Annotated in this window: 18 protein-coding genes; 15 read left to right on the top strand and 3 right to left on the bottom strand. The window is 53.8% G+C overall.

Going from position 1 to position 20,338, the window contains the following annotated elements; genetic code table 11:
• The first annotated feature begins 183 nt into the window (after positions 1–183).
• From KJW29_RS15315 to KJW29_RS15290, 6 genes are all read left to right on the top strand, one after another.
• Positions 184–939 carry a YhcN/YlaJ family sporulation lipoprotein gene (locus KJW29_RS15315; protein WP_214630439.1) on the top strand — a complete coding sequence of 252 codons (756 nt, stop codon included), beginning with the start codon at positions 184–186 and terminating at the stop codon, positions 937–939.
• Between the two features lie 158 nt (positions 940–1,097).
• The gene (locus tag KJW29_RS15310; RefSeq protein ID WP_246608730.1) at positions 1,098–2,420 is read left to right on the top strand and encodes a nucleotide sugar dehydrogenase; all 1,323 of its coding nucleotides are present in this window, start codon (positions 1,098–1,100) and stop codon (positions 2,418–2,420) included.
• On the top strand, positions 2,417–3,523 hold the full coding sequence (locus tag KJW29_RS15305) for a Gfo/Idh/MocA family protein (protein WP_214630438.1): 1,107 nt from the start codon (positions 2,417–2,419) through the stop codon (positions 3,521–3,523). Before KJW29_RS15310 ends, KJW29_RS15305 begins: the two co-directional genes overlap by 4 nt.
• 1 nt (position 3,524) lies before the next feature.
• A complete protein-coding gene (locus tag KJW29_RS15300) occupies positions 3,525–4,625 on the top strand; it encodes a DegT/DnrJ/EryC1/StrS family aminotransferase (protein ID WP_214630437.1) in 1,101 nt (366 codons plus the stop codon).
• 15 nt (positions 4,626–4,640) lie between these two features.
• The gene (locus tag KJW29_RS15295) at positions 4,641–5,366 is read left to right on the top strand and encodes an acyltransferase (RefSeq protein WP_214630436.1); all 726 of its coding nucleotides are present in this window, start codon (positions 4,641–4,643) and stop codon (positions 5,364–5,366) included.
• A complete protein-coding gene (locus KJW29_RS15290; protein WP_214630435.1) occupies positions 5,359–6,303 on the top strand; it encodes a glycosyltransferase family protein in 945 nt (314 codons plus the stop codon). The genes KJW29_RS15295 and KJW29_RS15290 overlap by 8 nt, the downstream gene beginning before the upstream one ends.
• Positions 6,304–6,403: 100 nt before the next feature.
• On the opposite strand, the gene KJW29_RS15285 is transcribed toward KJW29_RS15290, so the two are convergent.
• Positions 6,404–7,204, bottom strand: coding sequence for an FkbM family methyltransferase (locus KJW29_RS15285; protein ID WP_214630434.1), 801 nt, complete (start codon positions 7,202–7,204; stop codon positions 6,404–6,406).
• 266 nt (positions 7,205–7,470) lie between these two features.
• Between KJW29_RS15285 and KJW29_RS15280 the strand changes: the two genes are divergently transcribed.
• The 5 genes from KJW29_RS15280 to KJW29_RS15260 all read left to right on the top strand — a co-directional run bounded on the left by KJW29_RS15280 (position 7,471) and on the right by KJW29_RS15260 (position 13,815).
• Positions 7,471–11,286, top strand: a complete 3,816-nt coding sequence (locus tag KJW29_RS15280) for a glycosyltransferase family 39 protein (protein WP_214630433.1) — start codon at positions 7,471–7,473, stop codon at positions 11,284–11,286.
• 38 nt (positions 11,287–11,324) lie between these two features.
• The gene (locus tag KJW29_RS15275; RefSeq protein WP_214630432.1) at positions 11,325–12,335 is read left to right on the top strand and encodes a glycosyltransferase family 2 protein; all 1,011 of its coding nucleotides are present in this window, start codon (positions 11,325–11,327) and stop codon (positions 12,333–12,335) included.
• The gene (locus KJW29_RS15270; RefSeq protein ID WP_214630431.1) at positions 12,271–12,783 is read left to right on the top strand and encodes a GtrA family protein; all 513 of its coding nucleotides are present in this window, start codon (positions 12,271–12,273) and stop codon (positions 12,781–12,783) included. Before KJW29_RS15275 ends, KJW29_RS15270 begins: the two co-directional genes overlap by 65 nt.
• A 2-nt stretch (positions 12,784–12,785) precedes the next feature.
• Positions 12,786–13,463, top strand: a complete 678-nt coding sequence (locus tag KJW29_RS15265) for a class D sortase (protein WP_214630430.1) — start codon at positions 12,786–12,788, stop codon at positions 13,461–13,463.
• A gap of 127 nt (positions 13,464–13,590) precedes the next feature.
• Complete coding sequence (locus KJW29_RS15260) at positions 13,591–13,815, top strand: helix-turn-helix domain-containing protein (protein WP_006040330.1); 225 nt, start codon at positions 13,591–13,593, stop codon at positions 13,813–13,815.
• Positions 13,816–14,582: 767 nt separating this feature from the next.
• Here KJW29_RS15260 and KJW29_RS15255 read toward each other — a convergent pair.
• Positions 14,583–15,536 carry a helix-turn-helix transcriptional regulator gene (locus tag KJW29_RS15255; protein ID WP_214630429.1) on the bottom strand — a complete coding sequence of 318 codons (954 nt, stop codon included), beginning with the start codon at positions 15,534–15,536 and terminating at the stop codon, positions 14,583–14,585.
• A gap of 96 nt (positions 15,537–15,632) precedes the next feature.
• Between KJW29_RS15255 and KJW29_RS15250 the strand changes: the two genes are divergently transcribed.
• Positions 15,633–16,091 (top strand): VOC family protein, encoded by a 459-nt coding sequence (locus KJW29_RS15250; protein WP_214630428.1) that lies wholly within the window; start codon positions 15,633–15,635, stop codon positions 16,089–16,091.
• Between the two features lie 773 nt (positions 16,092–16,864).
• Here the strand turns inward: KJW29_RS15250 and KJW29_RS15245 are convergent.
• Positions 16,865–17,638, bottom strand: a complete 774-nt coding sequence (locus KJW29_RS15245) for an AraC family transcriptional regulator (protein ID WP_214630427.1) — start codon at positions 17,636–17,638, stop codon at positions 16,865–16,867.
• Positions 17,639–17,793: 155 nt separating this feature from the next.
• On the opposite strand from KJW29_RS15245, the gene KJW29_RS15240 reads away from it, so the two are divergent.
• The 3 genes from KJW29_RS15240 (at position 17,794) to KJW29_RS15230 (ending at position 20,313) form a co-directional block, all read left to right on the top strand.
• On the top strand, positions 17,794–18,180 hold the full coding sequence (locus tag KJW29_RS15240; protein ID WP_214630426.1) for a Rieske (2Fe-2S) protein: 387 nt from the start codon (positions 17,794–17,796) through the stop codon (positions 18,178–18,180).
• The gene (locus KJW29_RS15235) at positions 18,174–19,247 is read left to right on the top strand and encodes an amidohydrolase family protein (RefSeq protein WP_214630425.1); all 1,074 of its coding nucleotides are present in this window, start codon (positions 18,174–18,176) and stop codon (positions 19,245–19,247) included. The genes KJW29_RS15240 and KJW29_RS15235 overlap by 7 nt, the downstream gene beginning before the upstream one ends.
• Before the next feature lie 73 nt (positions 19,248–19,320).
• A complete protein-coding gene (locus KJW29_RS15230; protein ID WP_214631153.1) occupies positions 19,321–20,313 on the top strand; it encodes an NAD(P)/FAD-dependent oxidoreductase in 993 nt (330 codons plus the stop codon).
• The last annotated feature ends 25 nt before the right edge of the window (positions 20,314–20,338 follow it).

The following is a 20,338-nucleotide window of genomic DNA, read 5'->3' as shown; positions in this document are numbered from 1 at the left end:
TGGCACCTGGTACTAATATCTGATACTAACATCTTACCTTTTGTAAATACGGCTGTCAATGAAATCCGCTGACGCTGATCAACGCTGATCGTATGAATAACCTCTCTCCTTTCGGCAAACGATAAGACTGGAATCTGTCGCAAAGGTATCATTATCGGATGACGAACAGGAGGAGGATTGATTATGATAATCCGCTCTCGCGGCGCTTGGACGCTGCTAACGGCATGCATCGTGCTTGGAGGCATGCTTGGCGGCTGCTCTATGGAGAAACAAGGCGATCTTGGCAATAAAAATTTGCGCACAAATGAAGTGCGTTACGATGCGAATGGCAATCGGCTGCTGACGGACAAGCGATTCGCGGATGATCAGAAAAACGAAATGAACCGGGTCAATGGCCGCAGGCTGAGCAGCAACAATCTCGTTGGCACCCATCGCAATTATCGGTTGGAAATCAAGCCGGAATTCGGCGAGAAGCTGGTGCAAGAGGTGGCGGGCATTCATCATGCGGTCGTCATGCTCGCGGATTATAACGCCTACGTGGCGGTATCGTTGGACAAGGAGGCAAGCGGCGACGGAATCGGCACGCTAAGCCGTACTTACATGGGGTTGTCCGGAGCCAAGGGAACGGAGGCCGGCAGAAGGATTGGAACCCTGTCGACAGGACAGGAACGATTGAACGACGAGCTGACGGAACAGGTTTCTTCGGCACTCAAAGCCATGCGGCCCAATATCGAGCTGGTGTACGTCTCCGCGAACCCTGATTTCGTAGGCCGGATGAACGCCTATCAGAACGATTCCCTGCAAGGCTTCCCCGTTCAGCATTATATTATGGAGTTTAACGGAATGGTTGAACGAATCTTCCCGCCGCGAACGACTAAAAGCAGCGATGAGCTGATTCGGCCCTATGGCCATCGATTCAGCGGCAGATTGCTGGAATAAGCTGAGTTTGAAGAGGTATTTATAGGACCGTCTCCGGGCCGCCGCCGCCGCGCTCCCAAAGGAGGCGGTTTTTTGTCGTTTCGTCCATTCGTCACAGCTTGCCCGGTCATATAGTATTCTAGCTGTTTCATATCCATGCTGGGAAAGAGGCGAGAAAATTGACATCAATAAAGGAGGAGCACCGCATCGAGTCTGCGGACGAGCGAAGAACCGTGGCGATCATGGGTTTGGGCTACGTGGGGCTGCCACTGGCTCTGCTATTCGCAGAGCAAGGATTTCGAGTGATCGGAATCGATCCGGATGCTTCTAAAATTAGCAAGCTTCAGAATGGCAAAAGCTATCTTCGCGAAATAGAAGACGCAGTGATTAACGAGGCGATTGCGGAGCGATTGATTCCGACAACGCAGCATTCCGCAGCTCGAGCAGCCGAGGCCATCATCATCTGCGTGCCGACGCCGCTGACGGCTTACGGCACGCCCGATCTCGCCTACCTCAAAATGGCGGCGACTCAAGCAGGCGCCGGCTTGCAAAAGGGGCAGCTCGTCGTCTTGGAGAGCTCGACTTACCCCGGCACGACCAGGGAAGTGCTTATGCCGCTGCTGGCCAAGTCGGGTCTGCGAGCGGGAGAGGACTTCCATGTCGCGTATTCCCCGGAGCGGGTTGATCCCGGCAACGCGGACTTCCCCATCCATCGTATCCCCAAGATCGTAAGCGGCATAAGCGATCGCTGCCTGGAGAAAGTATCCGAGCTGTATCGTCATGTCTTCCCGGCCGTCCATCCCGTCTCCAGCACGGATGCAGCCGAGATGACGAAGATCATGGAAAATGCCTACAGGCTCGTCAATATCTCGTTTATTAATGAAATGGCAATCGCCTGCGATAAGTTGGGACTCGACATTTGGGAGGTAGTTCAGGCCGCATCGACGAAGCCGTTCGGTTATCATCCCTTCTATCCAGGTCCCGGCATTGGCGGCCATTGCATTCCCGTCGATCCTTCCTATCTGCAATGGAAGCTGAAGCAATACGGCATGAGCTCGGACTTTATCGGCTTGGCGAACGGCATCAATCACCGAATGCCGCTGTATGTCGTGCAGCAGCTAAAGCAAGGCGTTGCTCCCAAGCCGCTGGCCGACTCCTCCATCCTTGTATACGGGGCGGCTTATAAGTCCGATATTGCGGACAGCCGCGAGTCGGCATCGATCGATATCATGAAGCTTCTTATGCTGGAAGGAACCAAGGTTTATTACGATGACCCCTATATCAGCGAACTTGCGGTCGGGGAGAAGAAGCTTCAGAGAACCGAGCTGACGCCTGAATTTCTGGCGAGCATCGACGGCGTCATTATTGCGACGTATCACAGCGGCATGCCGCTTGATCTAATGATGGAGCATGCGCCGCTGATTTACGATACCCGCAATGTGACGAGAGGCCGCGGAGGGCGCGCCGTTACGATGAGGCTTGGGAGCGGGGGCGTTTCATGACTGTGATGCGTATTGCGATCATCGGATGCGGGGCCATTGCGGAAAAACATGTTGCGGCTATTGCCGAGTTGGGCGGCGGGGCGGAGATCGCGGCGCTTTGCGACATCTCGGAGGAGCGACTCCGCGTTTTCGCCCATCGCGCCGGAATCCCGCGGTTCCCGGGAGCAACGCTGCATACGGATATCGATGAAATGCTGACGCGACCGGAGCTCGATCTTGTTGTCGTGGCGACGAGCAGCGACTCCCATGCCCGGATCGCGCTGCGTTCGCTTGAAGCGGGCAAACATGTGCTGGTCGAAAAGCCGCTTGCGTTGTCCATGGGCGAGGCAAGGGAGCTTATCCGTCTTGCCCGAGCAAAAAAGCTGGAGCTGGCCGTGTCGTTTCAAGCGCGTTATTCCCCGCGGATTGCCGCGATGAAAGCTGCTGTTGAGGAGGGACGGTTCGGCGAGATCGGTCACGGCGCCGTTGCGATGAGATGGAATCGCGATATAGCCTATTACAGAAGCGGGCCGTGGCGCGAGGATTGGAGCAAGGGCGGCGGTTTGTTCATCAACCAGTGCATTCATTATGTCGATCTGCTGATCTGGCTGCTGGGTCCGCTCCAATCCGTATATGCGCTTGCCGGCATCCATGGGCAGTTTATCGGCGTCGAAAATGTCGGAGCGGCGCTGCTGCGGTTCAAAAGCGGGGCTGTCGGCATTATCGAGGCGTCAACGGGCGTCTATCCCCGAACGTTAGGCACTTCCATCAGCCTGTTCGGCTCTCGCGGCACTGCATCCTTTGAGGGCACGGCCTTGCAAGAAGCGGCGGTATGGACCTTCGAACATAACCATGGTTCGGAGGGCGCCGACTCCGTTTCCGAGCAACGGACTTTATCCAAGGTACCTGACACGGATATCAAGCTGTCGCATACGCCGCTTTATCGCGAGCTTTTGACCGCAATCCGTGGCGGAGAGTCGCCCATCGCTTCGGCCGAGTCGACTCTTCCCGCGCTGGAGGCCGTGCTTGGCATCTATCAATCGATAATGAGCGGTCTTGTCGTGGAGCTGCCGATCAACGAGGCGTTTCATATGGGCGGCATGGTCTGGAGGGAGAAGGGATAGGATGGAAAAAATTCCGTTAATCGATTTGCGCGCGCAATATCGGGAGCTGAAGGACGAGATCGACGCTGCTTTCCTGCGCGTTATGGCCAGCGGCGAATATATCGCGGGACCCGAGGTCGAGGGGCTTGAGGCCGAGATCGCGGCATTGACCGGCGCCGCTTATGCCGTATCGGTCGCGAACGGTACGGATGCGCTGGCGCTTGCGCTGGAGGCGGCCGGCATCGGACCTGGAGACGAGGTCGTCACGACGGCGTTCACGTTTTTCGCTACGGCGGAGGCGATCGTGCGCCGGGGAGCCGTTCCCGTGTTCGCTGATATTGATCCCGCAACGTACAACATGTGTCCCTTAGACACGGAGCAGCGCATTACGCCGCGTACCAAAGCGATTTTGCCGGTTCATATTTTCGGCCAGCCGGCAGACATGTCGGCCTTTTCCTCCCTGGCGGAGCGGCATGGCCTCAAACTGATCGAGGATGCCTGTCAAGCCATCGGGGCGACGCTGGAAGGCCGTCCCGTCGGCGCCATGGGAGACGCGGGCTGCATTTCCTTTTTCCCGACAAAAAATCTGGGGGGTTACGGAGACGGAGGCATCATCGTCACGAATAATGAACGGATTGCCAACGAAGCCAGGCTGCTTGCCCGGCATGGCAGCCGTAAAAAATATTTTCACGAAACAATCGGCGTCAACAGCAGGCTGGATCCGCTTCAGGCGGCCATCATCAGAGTGAAGCTTAAGAGACTGGAGGAGTGGAACGATCGTAGAAGGCAGGCGGCTGAATATTATAATAACGGATTGCGACATACCCCGCTGAGACTGCCTGCGGTCATGGATAAGGCAGGGCACGTGTACCATCTTTACGCCGCGCAATACGAGCATCGCGACGAGCTGATGGAGAGGCTCAAGGGAGACGGCATATCGTCCGGTCATTATTACCCGTGTCCGCTGCATTTGCAGCAGGCGCTGACGTTTCTCGGCTACAAGGCGGGCGATCTGCCCGTAACGGAGAAAACCTGCGCCCATTCGTTCGCGCTGCCGCTTTCGCCGCATCTGACAAGGGAGCAGCAGGATTATATCATCTCCAAAGTGATTCAATACACGTAAGGGAGAGTGAGAGGGATGAGCGGAACGACAAGGATCGGAGATGGCGTCACGCTTGGGCGCGGCGTCGTGATCGGGGCCGGGGTTACGATCGGCCACGGCGCCGTCATCCACGACGATACCGTCATTGGAGACGATGTCCGCATTCACGATCATGCCGTGATCGGCAAGCTCCCCATGAAGGCCAAACGATCCGCGACGACAAGCGACGGCGTCGTCCTGCATCCGACGTTTATCGAGAAGGGCTGCACGATCGGAACGGGAGCGATTATCTATCGGGGGGCGAGGCTGCAGCCGGACGTCCTGGTGGCGGATTTGGCGACGGTGCGCGAACGGGTCCGGGTCGGGACGGGGACGATAGTGGGACGCGGCGCCGCCATCGAGAACGACTGCGAGGTCGGCGCTCGCTGCAAGCTGGAGACGAATTGCTATATCTGCGCATATTCCGTGCTGGAGGACGACGTTTTCGTCGCCCCCTGCGTCGTGACGACCAACGACAACTATTTGGCGCGCTCCTCTGCCAGATTTTCCAGGTTCAAGGGAGTGACGGTTAAGCAGGGAGGCAGGATCGGAGCGGGCGCGACGATTTTGCCGGGCAGAGTCATTCATCGGGACGGCGTCGTGGCGGCAGGCAGCGTCGTGACAAAGGATGTGCCGGAGCGGACGATCGTAGCGGGCAATCCCGCTCGCAAACTAAGAGATGTGCCGGAAGATCAGTGGTTGGAGAATCAAGGGCATGGATAGGCGGCTTAAGGTACTGATGCTCGTGAAGCGGTTCGACGTGACATATCCGAAGCATGTGCACAAATTCGATATGTTGAAGGCGATCGAAGATGTCGCCGAAGTGACGTATTGGAGCAAGGACGGGGATATTCGCGCCATATTGGAAAGTTTGCCGGAGAGGCCGGACATTATTTTCCATTACGACATCGAATGGCGAAACGCTTTTGCCCCCCATATCACGGGACTGGAGAACGTCGGTATTTTGAAGGCGTGTTACGTGCTGGACGTCCATTACCTGCCTGCCGCCAGAAAGGAATATTTCGAACGGAATGCGAAGCCGGATCTTATTTTATCCGCCAGCAAATATCCCTTCCTCAAGGCGTTCCCGGAGATGCTGCCGCGATTCCGCTGGTTGCCGTTCGGCGTCAATCCGGAGATGATCCGGGATTACGGCTTGCCCAAGGACACGGCTTATTCGCTCATGGGATTAATGGAGGAAAAATACCCGTTCCGTTCCGCAGTACTAAAGGCTATGTCGCGGGAAGAGGGATTTGTCCATTACCGCCATCCCGGGCACCGGACGCCTTACCGGCCGGGACTGTTCGTGCATGATACGTACGCGCGGGCCATTAACGGTTCCATGATGGCCTTCACTTGCGGCAGCGTGCTGGAAATCCCAGTTGCCAAGTTTTTCGAAATTCCGGGCTGCAGGACGCTGATGCTGGCGGAGAGCAATCCGGACATCGAAGAGCTGGGCTTTAAGGACGGAGACAACTTCGTAGCCTGCGGACGTACCGGCATACTGGAGCTTGCTAGGCGGTATCGCGCGGACGCGGAGGCGAGGAACGCCATTACGGGACGGGGGTATGACTTTATCCATCGCTATCATAGCAACGGCGCCAGAGCGCGGGAGTTCGTCGGGATCGTGAAGGATGCTCTTGCGGGGCGAGGAGGCTGATAGAGAGAGGCCGGAGCTGCTTTGAGGCTCTGTCACAAATGCAAACGGCGCTGCCAGGGGAAGCTTGGTTCCCTTTGGCGGCGCCGTTTATTGTCGTGTTTCAGCTCTCCAGCTTGCTTACGAGCTCGGCGTTTGTGGAGAGCACAAGGTCGTTGCAGGTTTTGTCCGCATTGAAGTGTCTTGCGATGCTTTCGTGCACCGGAGTTTCCATCGGGATGAGTCTTCCACTCGCGTCCGGCGCGTAAAGCAGAAACCGTTCGGAGAGGAAATCGATAAACCCGTTCAGGTCGATGCCTTTTTCGATCATGTAGCTGCGGTTAAATTCGATGCAGCCGATCGCGCCGGCGCAGCTGTCCAGCAGCTTGCTCATGCCCTTTATGGCTTGCCATTCGAACCCTTCCACGTCCATCTTGAATAACAAGGTTCCACCCTGAATGATACGATCCTGGAACAGGCTGTCGATCGTGACGGTACCGATGGAGGTTGATTTGACGGCACGCGAGCCGGAAGGGTGGCCCGAGGAAAGGCCGGAGTGCGACTGGTCGACGTAGAAGGATATCGTGTTATCCGCCACGTCCGATACGAAGGCGAATACCGCCTTCATCTGACGGCTGTTGGGATGATCGCCGATCGACCGAAGCAAGTAGGGACGCAGTCCTTCGTTGGCCTCGATCGCCACGATCTCGGTATAAACGGGATATTGAGCGGACAGCAGGATCTCTCCATAATTGGCACCCGCGTCCACCACGATGGCCGGCTCCAGCAGGCTCACGGCCTTGCGCCAAAATGCCGTCACGGCGGGTTGGGACAAGCCGGCGTACCGCTTCATTCTGCCGCCACGCTTATCGCCCGGATTGACATACATGGCATGACCGGTGCCGTTCATTATGATTTTATGCATGTTGATGACTGCCTCCTTCGGAAGTGAGAGAGCCGTCCCGGTTCGGAACGTTTCTATTAACGTATTCCGCGAACGGGCTGCCCGTACTAGATTCACAACCATTTGAAAGGGGGAGCATGCTTCTGTTTGGAATAATTCAACAGTATTTTGCCCGCGGACATTGACCTCGGCATCTCCATTCGATAAAGTGAATCTGTATGATTGTAATGACTGCCATATTTTATTGAGAATCTAGATGAGATAGATGAAGGAGAATGTGAACCGAGATGAATAAAGCTGGTCTACGCCGCTTGACTATTCCGCTGATGCTGCTGGCACTCTGGCTCTGCAGCGTCCTCCCCGCGCATGCGGCAGGCAACCTGGTCGTAAACGGCGACTTCGAGCAAACCGAGGGCGGGATGCCGGTCAATTGGACGACTGAAGCCTGGATCAAAGACGATGTCTCTACCGAATATTCGGTCGAGCTTGGCTCCGCCCAATCGGGCGAAGGAGCGGCATCCATTCGGAATCATGGCGATAATCATGCCAGATTTATTCAGACGGTCCGGGTCGAATCGGACAAGCTGTACCGAATCTCCGGTTACGTAAAGGCGGAGGGGCTGCGTCTTGACGCTTACGGCGCTTATCTGTCCGTAGAGGGAGTGGCGGTCCAATATCCGCAGGTTCACGACACAGGCGGTCAATGGTCTTACCTGGAGTATTACGGACGAACGGCCAAGGATCAGAAGGAAATCACGATCGGCGTCAGCGTGGGGGGCTACGGCAGCATTAATGCCGGAAGCGCCGCATTCGACGGCGTGTCGGTCGAGGAAGTCGGCGAGACGCCGGCGGGAGCGGTCGAATTCTCGCTTGCGTCTTCGCCGGTCAGCGGCGGCGACGAACAGGAGCAGGCGCCGATTAAGGTGTCGATCCTTTCGACGCTGCTGTTCGCCGCACTGTTTACGGTCTTTTTCGCGGTCGTCCGGAATGCGCTCCTGAGGCAGCAGGACCGGCTGCGGGGCAATAACAAGGTTCGCGATCTATTGTTATACGGAGGCTTTGCCGCCGCGTTAGCGGTTCGAATCGCAATTGGACTTAGCCATGAGGGTTACGCCAACGACATCGCGCTTTTTACGTTCTGGTCGGATCAAGTGGTGAAAGAGGGCATTGCGGGTTTCTACCATACCAATATATTCGTCGACTACCCGCCAGGTTATATTTACGTGTTGTACATAGTAGGGCTGATCAAAGAATGGCTGGGTTTTGCAGCAGGCAGCGCCGGTACTCTGCTGCTCTACAAGCTTCCTGCCATCGCGGCGGATCTCGTAGCCGCAGCCGTTATCTATCGCGCGGCGAGAGGCAAGCTGGGCGAGGCTCCGGCAATCGGCCTTGCGCTGATCTATGCGTTTAATCCCGCAGCCATTCTCGACTCCGCGGCATGGGGGCAAGTCGACGCCGTGTTTGCGCTGGTGCTGACGCTTGCGATCGCAGGCATGGCGGAGCGCAAGTTCGGCAGGGCATCGGTCTGGTATGCGATCGCGGCGCTGATTAAGCCGCAAACCTTTATTTTTATGCCCATCCTGCTTGTCGCCTTGCTGCTTGGACGAAAGTGGAAGGATGTTGCGGTCAGCGCCTATTACGGCTTCGGGACGTTCATTCTGCTTGCGCTTCCGTTTTTCTGGGGCCATGGCGGACTAAAGGGCGTCTACGAGCTGTACAAAGGGACGTTGTCTTCTTACCCTTATGCGACGCTCAACGCCTTTAATCTGTATTCGTTGACGGGCGGGAATTGGGCGCCGCTGACGGACAAATGGCTGTTTATTCCCTATCAGACATGGGGTAGTCTGTTTATAGGGGCCGCTGTGCTGGCGGTTCTTCTTCTTTCGTTCGCCCGTGTAAAGCGGAATAACGAGGACCGGTCATTCTATGTGGCGATGATCCTGATCGCCATCGTATTTATCGGCGTAACCAAGATGCACGAACGTTACATGTTCCCTGTTATGCTGCTCAGCTTATTCGCGTATATTCAGTCTATGGACCGCAGAATGCTGCGGCTGTTCTTCGGCTTCACGATAACGAATTTTATCAATATGAGTTACGTGCTTAAGTTCAGCGAGCAGACGACCAATGTGCCGACGGACGGCGTGGTCATCCTGTGTTCGCTGGCGAATATCGGCTTGCTGCTATACGGATTGTACGTTGGACACGATCTCTACCGGAACGGCAATCGACAGCAGGCGGAGATGTTGCAGCCCGACGATCGGCTGCGAGCCGATGCCGAGCGGCTGGAACCGTTCCGTGTGCGGACCGGCGAACGATCCGCGGGTCTCCGCCGGTTGAACCGCAAGGATTGGTGGTGGATGGGCGGTATTACGGCCGTGTATACCATCGTGGCGCTCGTCAATCTGGGATCGTTCAAAGATCCGGAGACGGTCTGGCATCCCTCCTCGGCCGGCGAAGGTTTCTACGTCGATCTGGGAGAAGTGAAGCAGCTCGAGCGGCTTACCAGCTTCGGCGGCGTTGGCACGGGGACTTACGCCTACGAATTCGCCGAGACGCCGGATGTTTGGAATAACCGGATCGAGGTCGACAATAATCATGTGTACGTCTTCGCATGGAAGAGCCAGCAGCTCGACGTGAAGGCGCGTTACGTCAAGCTGACCGTCACGGGAGCCGGCTTCTCGATGAACGAGCTTGGCATCTACGAAGCCGGCAGCAAGGAGCCGCTGCCCATCAGCTCTATCGTCGCTCTGAGCGATAAGGAGCCGAAGCGCGGCGCGATAACGAATTTGTTCGATGAGCAAAAGCTGATGGTTTATAATCACGAATTTATGAAGGGCAGTTATTTCGACGAAATCTATCATGCCCGAACGGCCTACGAAAATCTGGAAGGTCTCGTTGCGTACGAAAATACGCATCCGCCGCTTGGCAAGCTTATTATCGCGATAGGCATCAAGCTGTTCGGACTCAATCCGTTCGGATGGCGGATCGCCGGCACTTTGTTCGGCGCGGCGATGATTCCGCTTATCTATCTCATGGCGAGACGGCTGTTTGGAGGAACGACGTTCGCCGCGATCGCCGCGTTGCTGCTTGCGGCAGACTTCATGCATTTCACGCAGACGCGGATTGCGACAATCGACGTATACGGCGTGTTCTTCATTATGCTGATGTTTTATTTCATGCATCGATACGTCACGATGAACTTCTACCGATCGTCTCTCTTGGCGACGTTCGTGCCGCTGGGACTGGCCGGACTGGCGTTCGGTCTGGGCGTCGCCTCCAAGTGGATCGTCTTGTACGGCGGAGCGGGTCTTGCCATCATGCTGGCGTTGTCGCTGATCGATCGTTACAAGGAATACGCGGCGGCTAAGAGACGACTAAAGCAAGGCGACGGGCTGGACGGATACAACCGGACGGAGCTGGAACGGGCGTCCCGCTTGTTCCCGCGCAACACGATCATTACGCTAGCGGCCTGCCTTCTGTTCTATATTGGAGTTCCGGCAGGCATTTACGCTCTTTCGTACATTCCGATTCTAAACGTCATGTCTGGCGGCTATACGCTGAAGGCGCTAGTCGATTACACGACGCATATGTACAACTATCACAGCCAGCTCGTCTCGTCCCATCCCTTCTCTTCTTCCTGGTGGGAGTGGCCGTTCATGAAGCGTCCCGTCTGGTATTATTCCGGCAGCGAGCTGCCTGAAGGGATGAAGTCCACGATCGTGGCGATGGGCAATCCGCTTATCTGGTGGATCGGTTTGTTTACGATGATGGCGACGGCTTATATCAGCATCAAGCGAAAGGACAGATCCGCTTACATGATCTGGATTGCCTTCCTGGCCCAATATGTGCCGTGGATGCTGGTGCCGCGGGAGACGTTCCTGTACCACTATTTTGCAATGGTGCCGTTTATTATACTGGCTACGGTCTATTGTCTGAAGCATGTCGAAGAGCTTCGCCCCGGCTTCGCCAAGGCGAGAAATGCGTATGTCGCTGCGGCGATCGGATTGTTCGTCATGTTCTATCCGGCTCTCTCGGGCATGCTGGTGCCGAAGTGGTACGTCGACGTCCTGCTGCGCTGGTTCCCAAGCTGGTTATTTTAGATCGACCCAAGGTTATTGAAGCGAGGAGAAATGGCAAAATGTCCGTTAAAGTCAAATATAGCGTAATCGTGCCGATGTACAACGAAGAAGAGGTCATCGACCATACTTACGGCCGGCTGAAGGAAGTGATGGACGCTTCGGGCGAGCCGTACGAGCTCATCTTCGTAAACGATGGCAGCCGCGACCGGACGGTGGAGAAAACGGCGCTGATCGCCAGCGCCGATCCCAATGTGCGTCTTATCGACTTCTCCCGCAACTTCGGGCATCAGATCGCGATCTCTGCAGGTATGGATTATGCCCAGGGCGCTGCGATCGTCGTTATCGATGCGGATCTGCAAGATCCGCCCGAAATTATTTTGCAGATGATTGCAAAGTGGAAGGAAGGGTATGAGGTCGTCTACGGCCGCAGACTAAAGCGCAAGGGCGAGACGCTCTTTAAAAAGCTGACGGCCTTGGCCTTCTACCGGCTGCTGCGGAGTATGACGAACGTTGAAATCCCTCTCGATACGGGCGACTTCCGCCTGATCGACCGCAAAGTGTGCGATGTGCTACGCGGGCTGAAGGAAAAAAACAGATTCGTGCGCGGCCTGATCAGCTGGATCGGATTCCGGCAGACCAGCGTTGAATACGTTCGCGAGGAAAGATTCGCGGGCGAAACCAAATATCCGCTCAAAAAGATGATCGGCTTCGCGCTGGACGCGATTACCTCGTTCTCCCATAAGCCGCTTAAGATCGCGACCTATCTCGGCTTCTTCTTGTCGCTCGGCAGCTTTATCTATCTGATCGTCATCCTCTATCAGAGGCTGTTCACGTCGACGACGATTGAGGGCTGGACGACGACCGTAGGTCTTAGTTTGCTGTTCAACGGCATTATTCTCCTTCTTCTTGGCGTTATAGGGGAATATATTGGTCGTATCTACGACGAATCCAAGGATCGGCCGTTGTACATCGTGCGCGAAACGTTGGGATACAAGGAGCATGAACATGCGGCTGAGGAAGGCCCAAAGGCTTCGGACGAGCGGAAAGCGGCGAATCGGGATGGCCGGTAAAGGCAATAAGGGATGGCTGCCGCAGCTGGTGATGTTCGGCTTGATCGGCGTTCTTAACACACTTGTCGACTTCGGCATGTTCGCCTTATTAACATGGCTGTCTCTCCATTATGCAGTTGCACAGACGCTGGCCTACTTGGCTGGGATGGCGAACAGTTATCTGCTTAACAACGCCATAACTTTCCGCTCTCAGCAGCGGGAGTCGTCCGGCAGAACGGGAGCGGCCTTGCGCCGGCAGCTTCGATTTCTCGTCTGGAACGGAGCCATGCTTCTTCTGTCGATCGGAATGTTAAGCGGTGCTGTGCAGCTTCTTGGATGGTCGGCTTGGCTGGGCAAGATTGTCGTTACGATTTTTATATTGGGACTGAATTTTTATGGAAGCAAACGCTGGGTTTTCGCGGGTGATCGCAGCAAGAAAGCCGTAGAGCTTGGAGAGAATGGAGGTTGATCATGAGACGTTGGATCGCATATAGTCTTGTCTTGATCGGTATTGTCATTCTTGCATACCCTAAGGCAAGCGAGTGGTACAATGACAAGCAGCAGGAGAAATTAATGGCGCAGTGGGAGATCGGCGAGACCAACGAGGAAGCCGGTCAAACGGCGCTGGAGCAATATGGCGGATTGACGACCCTGTTCGAAGAGCTGGATGCGGAGGAAACCGGCACTCCTGTCCCAACGGATACGGCCGCCGTGAGCGAACCGTCACCGACGGCGATACCTGCCGAAAGCAAGGTAGAGCCAATCGCGACAATCCGGATACCGAGCATCAAGCTTAAGCTGCCGGTGCTGGAAGGCGCGACGCAGAAGAACATGAAGTCGGCAGCCGCCCACTTAAAGGAAACGGCGCCCATCGGGGAGATCGGCAATGCTGCAATCGCCGCGCATCGAATGCGGGCGAAGGGCAAGCTGTTCAACCGGCTGAACGAAGTAAAGGTCGGCGACGAGATTATCATCGAGACCAAAACCGGCAAGTTCACCTACATCGTGTACGATACGTCTATCGTACTGCCAACGGACGTGTCCGTCCTGAATTACAATGATAAGGACAAGCGCTTGACGCTTATTACCTGCGACCCCGTCGTCGACCCTACGCATCGGCTCATCGTACATGCCGCGATCAAGGAGTGACCTCGTTCTATTGCGCCTATTTTGTGCATAGACAGCACCAATGCCCTGCCCCCTTCATATGATAAGTTGACTGTATCCCTTGACCTTGTTATACCATAAAAACCCGAGCAAGGAGGGGTGACACACATTGAAGGGAAGCGACCACAAGAGCAAGTTTTTACTGACGCATCGTGAACGAGAGGTATTCGAGCTGCTGGTACAGGACAAAACGACGCGGGATATAGCGCAACAACTTTTTATCAGCGAGAAGACCGTTCGCAATCATATTTCCAATGTCATGCAGAAGTTGAACGTCAAAGGTCGTTCGCAAGCGGTTGTCGAGCTGATTAAGCTTGGGGAGTTACAAATCTAACATAACCCAGACTTCCATTCCGGTTTGCCGTGGCGAGAGCCCTTCAGGCTTAGAATGGCATGAATGACTAAGGCGGCATAGCGATGTGTCGTCTTTTTCTTTTGCTCGGGAAGGGGGACTGGGTGGGCTAACGGACACCAGCGACGCTACTTGTTCGTTTTTAAGCAATATAATAATCTAACGGACATAGAAGGCCCTATTACGCCAATCCGAAGCGAATTGTAGCTTGATTGGCGGGAATAAGGTCGTCTATGAGGCCGTCGATTCATGGTGTGCAAAACTGGAAATGAAGCTGCAATCCATCCTCGCCAACGTGTTAACGGAAGTGAGGGCCTTTATATGGATCGTTTGGCGTGATTTTAAAATCCAACGGAACTCTGCGACGTTATTCGTGAGAAATCCAGGCAAACCCTGGACTTTTGCCCCTCATAAGGGCTGTCAGTTCCATTAGATTTGCGAAGTGTGGCTTTTTACTGTAATAACGCCTCTCATTTCCGTTACAGTTACTCCCGTTCATTTCTTACCGGACACTTGCCCGCAATTTCACCTTTGCACAATGAATAGACGGCCTCCCTATGTCCCTTAGAAATCAGAAACGTTGAAATTTCATCAAATAACGTCGCTGTTGTCCTTTAGAACTAGCTGTTGCCGGGTGGCTTCCATCGGTTTCGAACTAATAATGGGACCTCGAGTTGCCCATTATCGGAATGAGAGTGCTTCGACTTGCCTATTATCGGAATGTGTGTGCTTGGACCTCATATGCCAGATCAAGAGAGCGTGCTTGTCAACCTCCCCCTCAATTCTTCGAGCTCCTTAACGAAGGGATCCCTGATGGAATCCGGATGGATACCGCGTAGACAAGAGCCGAATTGGTGAATGTACTGCAGCAAATATGGCGTTTCAGCAGGTTCGGTCCAACCGGATACCACGCTTTTGCCGTTAGTTTCGGTTAACGACATGCGAGGATCATGGTTCCTTTCGAAAATGGCTTTGCCTTCGCTCGTCAGCTCGATTCGGTAGTCAATCGCGGACTGGCTTCTGGTCGCCAAGTCAAGGCGGTTATTCAAATCGAAATCCTGCAGCCAGGGGAGAGGTTCTTCTGTAAGAGTCTCGGCCTGCAAGATTCTGTCGCAACGGAAAACCCTGTATTCCCCTTTGTCCAAATCGAAGGATGGGCAATACCAGTTCCCGCGATCCGCGAGCAGGCCGATCGGCTGGATTCGACGCTCCGTTACCGCTTTCGGAGATTGATACCTGATTCGCAGGACGGACGGATACATAATCGCTTGGAACAGTTTCTCGAGCTGCGGACATTCATTTGTTATTTTGGCCGTTCCGAATGACACGCGGGAGCCGACTTGCTCCAGCATGTTTTTTATTTTGGGAGACACGGATTGAAGAAATTTATGCTGAATGGCGTCGTATTCCGCTTTGAACGGCAACGAACCCAGCAGCTCCATGCCTTTCATGGAGAAAAACAAAGCATAGGTTTCCTGCGGCGAAAACGTGACCGGAGGGATGCTGTAAGAGTCCAAAATTCTGTACCCGCCATATCGCCCCGGCTCGGAATATAAAGGGACTCCGATATCTTCAAGCGATTGAATGTATCGGAGAGCAGTGCTTTTGGAGAGAGCAAACTCCGTCATTAACTCTCGAAGGGTGAAGCGGTCCTGATGGTAAACATAGTTCATGATTTTATAAAGAACTTCGTATTTTTTCATATTCGCCCCAATGGTATCAGAATTTGAAACCTATGAGTATTATACTGTTCCTTGTACAGACTGAACAGGATGAACATATAAAAGGAGGACGAATGGATGAATTACGAAGTAGTGACCTTTTTATCGATGAATGGAGCGGGGGGAGAAGCCATTGAATTTTATACCCGTCATCTTGGAGCGAAAGCGGTGTATACAGTGACTTACGAGGATATGAAGAAGCTGGACCCAACGATGGTCGTGGAGGAAGGGAAGGAGCATTGGATCTCGCATTCCGTTCTGGAGGTGGGCGTCCACAAAATCATGCTGGCGGAAGAAACGATGGTTCCTGACGAAAGATACCTGGCAGGCAACCATATGTCGCTGTGCCTTCAGTCAGCGGACAAGTGGCGGATCGAAAGCATGTACGAATCACTCACTCAGGATGCAAGAACGGAAGTCATTACCCCTCTCGGTCCGGTTGTGTTCAGCGAAGCGTATGGCATTGTGCGGGATCCCTTCGGCATTCTGATCCAATTGACTTACGACAAGAGGCTGGCTGAGGGGGACAATCATTGAAGGGAAGCGACCATCGGAGCAACTATTGATTGATGTGTCGTGAACGAGGGACATTCGAGCTGCTGGTACAGGATAATACGAGGTGGGATATAGCGCAACAACCAGACTTCCATTCCGGTTTGCCGTGGCGAGAGCCCTTCAGGCTTCGAATGGCATGCATGACTAAGGCGGCATAGCAATGTGTCGTCTTTTTCTTTTGCTCGGGAAGGGGAGCATGTCCTCGAACTGTGGGGAAGAATGGGCTAACGGACACCGGCGACGCTAATTGTACGTTTTAAATGCGACGTTGGCGGGGGGACGAGGACAAATGTGTATGAAAAACCGAGTACAATGCGACGTTGGCGGGGATACGAGGGCAAATGTGTATGAAAAACCGAGTACAATGCGACGTTGGCGGGGATAAGAGGGCAAATGTGTATGAAATACCGAGTACAATGCAACGTTGGCGGGAGTACGAGGGCAAATGTGTATGAAAAACCGAGTACAATGCGACGTTGGCGGGGATACGAGGGCAAATATGTATGAAAAACCGAGTACAATGCGACGTTGGCGAGGATACGAGGGCAAATGTGTATGAAAAACCGAGTACAACGGTGCGTTGGCAAGGGTACAAGGGCAAATGTGTATGAAACCGATCACAATGCTACGTTTAGAACTAGCTGTTGTCGAGAAACGCGATGAACGACGTGCTCCTTCGCATGTCCGCTGCATGCGAAGGAGCGCCGAGATGTTCTTAGGCGTTCCTTCCCCACGTTTCGATCATGTTAAGGTTCCTACCGTTTCATCTCGCGATGAACATAAGATGGAGGGTAGCTCATGATACGCTTGAACATTCGATTGAAATAAGCCTGATCGCTGTAACCCAGATATTCGGCCACTTCTCCGATTGTCATCCTGGAGTCGAGGATCAAGTCTCGCGCGGCGTAGATACGAACTTGATGCATGTAGGATATGGGCGTCATCCCCGTTACGACTTTAAACGTTTGCGTGATATAGTTTGGCGCCCGGTTGATGTGATTAGATAAATCTTCGATACGAATGGGCTCTCTGTAATGCTTCCGTATATAATCCTGAACTTCCTGCATAAGCCGCAGCTTGACGGAAGCAATTCGTTCCTCCGCTAATTCCCTCGAGTAATAACCAAGCAGTTCGATCGCGATGCCGGTGCTGATCAGTTCGCCATGAGGGAGTCGTCGGAACCAATGATGCTCCAGCGCTGCGAACCTTGTTTTCATCAAATCGAGGTTTCTCGTTTTCACTTTGCGATATGTGCGGGCACTGTCAAACGGGAACTGCCCCGGATTATACGGTTTGTAGTGAAAAGAATACTTCTGATGAGGTCCTTCGGGAGCATTGACGCCTGACCGCAGCACGCCTTGCGGGATAAACAACATATCCCCTTTGTTCAATTCGACTGTCTCCCCGTTCAAACTATATATAGCCCGTCCATGGACAATTAGTATAAGTATGTCTGTCAAGGTTGGATTCTCTTCGATGTGCCAATCGGGGTTCATATCGTCCAGACAAACGGCTAAAAGCTCAATCAACTTCAGTCGCCTCCCTTATTAGGTTGATTTATAAAATAGGATTGCTAATTAAAGTATACATTAGAATCGTACAAATAATAATTGAATTAGCAATCGTAATACGATCACATTCGATCTAAAATTAAGATGCGATCAACGATAAGGAGGGGGATTGGATGGCTGTCTATCCAGTTGCGAGGACAGAAGAGATTCCGATGGGGACTTTCAAAATTGTACAAATCGAGGGACGCTCTATCGGTGTATATAATGTTAAAGGCGAATATTATGCCATAAACAATTATTGTCCTCACCAAGGGGCCGAGTTGTGCAAAGGTCCGGTATGCGGCACGACGCTCGAATCGCAAGTGTATGAGTTTATCTATGGACGGGATCGGGAAATTTTGCGCTGCCCGTGGCACGGCTGGGAATTCGATATTAAGACCGGCAAATCGCTATTTAGCGATAAAGTGAGGGCGCGAAGCTATCCCGTTATCGAGGAGGATGGACAGATCGGCATTGTAATCGGCCAACCGAAGCAGAAGGAGGGGACGGAAGGATGCTAACAGACAAGCAAGAGACGATGCCTGTAATCGATTGCGACGTACACAACCAGTTTCGGGGCGGGGGAGATTTGCTCCCTTATCTGGATGAGCCTTGGCGCAGCCAGGCTGCCCGCTTCGGCGTGCCAAGCGCCGGTGCGCCTTATGCGTCTCCGGTCGGGAACAAAAGGAAGGACGCCGATCCGCCGAGCGGATTGCCGGTCGGCTCGGATCCGGCTTATATGCTGGAGCATTATGTTCATCCATTAAACGTTGAATATGCGCTGCTCTGCTCGGATTCGATTATCGGCATCTCCGGATTCGCCGATCCCGATTACGCCGCCGCTATCTGCCGCGCCTATAACGACTATGTCATTGCCGAATGGTTCCCGGTCAGTTCAAAGTTCAAGGGATACATGTGCGTCGCGATGCAGGACCCTGCCCAGGCCGTTCGCGAGATTGACCGAATCGCGCCCCATCCGGACATCGTTGCCGTCAGTGTTATTGGCGGTTCCCGCATGCCTTACGGCGATCGATATTTCCATCCGATCTACGAAGCCTGTCAGCGCCATAAGCTGCCGCTCCTCATACACCCCGGCGCCGAAGGCGGCGGTATCTTTAATCCGCCGACGGCCGTCGGCTACGTCTCGAACTACTTGCAATGGCATACCTGTTTGCCGCAGACGTACATGGCTCATCTGGTCAGCCTCGTTTGCGAAGGCGTGTTCGAGAAATATCCGGAGTTCAAGGTCGTATTGTGCGAAGGCGGCGTCACCTGGCTGCCTCCGCTATTGTGGAGGCTGGATAAAAATTTCAAGGCGCTGCGCTCGTCCGCGCCATGGTTGAAGCGGATGCCAAGCGAATATGTAAGGGATCATTGCTTTATGACGACCCAGCCGATCGAGGAGCCGAACAATCTGAAGCATCTGGATATGATGTTCGAGATGTTCGACGCAGAGGACATGCTGTTGTTCTCCAGTGATTACCCTCATTGGGATTTCGACGATCCAACACAGATACTGCGCCGTTTGCCGGAGGAGAAGAAACGCAAAATATTCAGCGAGAACGCAAGGAAACTTTTTCGATTATAGAGCAGAAGGACGTTGAAAGCCTTCTGCCTTGCCAAACGCCATTATGATGGGGGAACATCCTAACGTGACTACGATGCAGCAAGAATATGATATTACTGACATATTGATTATTGGGGGCGGGCCGGCAGGCATGTTTGCCGCCTTTTACGGCGGAATGCGTCAAGCTTCCGTTAAGCTAATCGAAAGTATGCCGCAGCTCGGCGGACAGCTTGCTTCGCTTTATCCCGATAAATTTATTTATGACGTTGCAGGTTTTCCTAAGATTACGGCTCAAGAGCTGGTGAACAATCTCTCCAGGCAGATGGATTTGTTTCATACGGATATCCGTCTTAAAGAGAAGGTCCAGTTGGTACATAAGCTTGACGAACGGCACTTCGTTGTCAGAACCGACAAGGGCGAGCATCATGCAAAGACTGTTATTATAACCGCCGGCGTAGGCGCCTTCGAGCCTCGCCGGCTGGATGTAGAGCGCGCCGATACGTTCGAGGATAGCAATTTGCATTATTTTATTGACGACCTTAGCCGTTTCCAGGGGAAAAAGGTGCTTATCTCCGGCGGCGGAGATTCCGCAGTAGACTGGGCGCTTATGCTTGAACCGATTGCCGAGCAAGTTTATTTGGTACATCGACGCGATCATTTTCGCGCACATGAGCACAGTGTTGAGAAGTTGCATGCATCCAATGTAAACATTATTACACCATCCGAAATATCCGGGCTCCACGGCGATGACCGAATCGACAGGGTGACCTTGACCCACGTCAAAACGCATGCCACGCAAGAGATCGAGGTCGATGAGCTTATTGTAAATTTCGGGTTCGTATCGTCGCTTGGACCCATATCCGAATGGGGCTTGCATATTGAAAACAATTCCATCGCGGTCAATTCCCGCATGGAGACCAGCGTGTCGGGCATATTTGCTGCCGGAGACATTACGACATATCCGGGCAAAGTGAAGCTGATAGCCGTTGGATTTGGCGAAGCGCCTACGGCTGTTAACAATGCCAAGGTCTATATGGATCCCAATGCGCGGTTGGCTCCGGGACACAGCAGCAACATGAAGCTTTGAGCAGAAGTTCTGTTAAGCTTGCCCT

The sequence above is a fragment of the Paenibacillus agaridevorans genome (assembly GCF_018604145.1).
GTDB lineage: Bacteria > Bacillota > Bacilli > Paenibacillales > Paenibacillaceae > Pristimantibacillus > Pristimantibacillus agaridevorans.
The sequence above is the reverse complement of the archived record's forward strand: the minus strand, read 5'-3'. Positions and strand labels throughout refer to the sequence as shown.

What these genes read in the sequence shown, in the direction of transcription:
- KJW29_RS15315 (WP_214630439.1), top strand. Translation starts at nt 184, where the DNA reads ATGATAATCCGCTCTCGCGGCGCTTGGACGCTGCTAACGGCATGCATC.
- KJW29_RS15305 (WP_214630438.1), top strand. Translation starts at nt 2,417, where the DNA reads ATGACTGTGATGCGTATTGCGATCATCGGATGCGGGGCCATTGCGGAA.
- KJW29_RS15300 (WP_214630437.1), top strand. Translation starts at nt 3,525, where the DNA reads ATGGAAAAAATTCCGTTAATCGATTTGCGCGCGCAATATCGGGAGCTG.
- KJW29_RS15295 (WP_214630436.1), top strand. Translation starts at nt 4,641, where the DNA reads ATGAGCGGAACGACAAGGATCGGAGATGGCGTCACGCTTGGGCGCGGC.
- KJW29_RS15290 (WP_214630435.1), top strand. Translation starts at nt 5,359, where the DNA reads ATGGATAGGCGGCTTAAGGTACTGATGCTCGTGAAGCGGTTCGACGTG.
- KJW29_RS15285 (WP_214630434.1), bottom strand. Translation starts at nt 7,204, where the DNA reads ATGCATAAAATCATAATGAACGGCACCGGTCATGCCATGTATGTCAAT.
- KJW29_RS15280 (WP_214630433.1), top strand. Translation starts at nt 7,471, where the DNA reads ATGAATAAAGCTGGTCTACGCCGCTTGACTATTCCGCTGATGCTGCTG.
- KJW29_RS15275 (WP_214630432.1), top strand. Translation starts at nt 11,325, where the DNA reads ATGTCCGTTAAAGTCAAATATAGCGTAATCGTGCCGATGTACAACGAA.
- KJW29_RS15270 (WP_214630431.1), top strand. Translation starts at nt 12,271, where the DNA reads ATGCGGCTGAGGAAGGCCCAAAGGCTTCGGACGAGCGGAAAGCGGCGA.
- KJW29_RS15265 (WP_214630430.1), top strand. Translation starts at nt 12,786, where the DNA reads ATGAGACGTTGGATCGCATATAGTCTTGTCTTGATCGGTATTGTCATT.
- KJW29_RS15255 (WP_214630429.1), bottom strand. Translation starts at nt 15,536, where the DNA reads ATGAAAAAATACGAAGTTCTTTATAAAATCATGAACTATGTTTACCAT.
- KJW29_RS15250 (WP_214630428.1), top strand. Translation starts at nt 15,633, where the DNA reads ATGAATTACGAAGTAGTGACCTTTTTATCGATGAATGGAGCGGGGGGA.
- KJW29_RS15240 (WP_214630426.1), top strand. Translation starts at nt 17,794, where the DNA reads ATGGCTGTCTATCCAGTTGCGAGGACAGAAGAGATTCCGATGGGGACT.
- KJW29_RS15235 (WP_214630425.1), top strand. Translation starts at nt 18,174, where the DNA reads ATGCTAACAGACAAGCAAGAGACGATGCCTGTAATCGATTGCGACGTA.
- KJW29_RS15230 (WP_214631153.1), top strand. Translation starts at nt 19,321, where the DNA reads ATGCAGCAAGAATATGATATTACTGACATATTGATTATTGGGGGCGGG.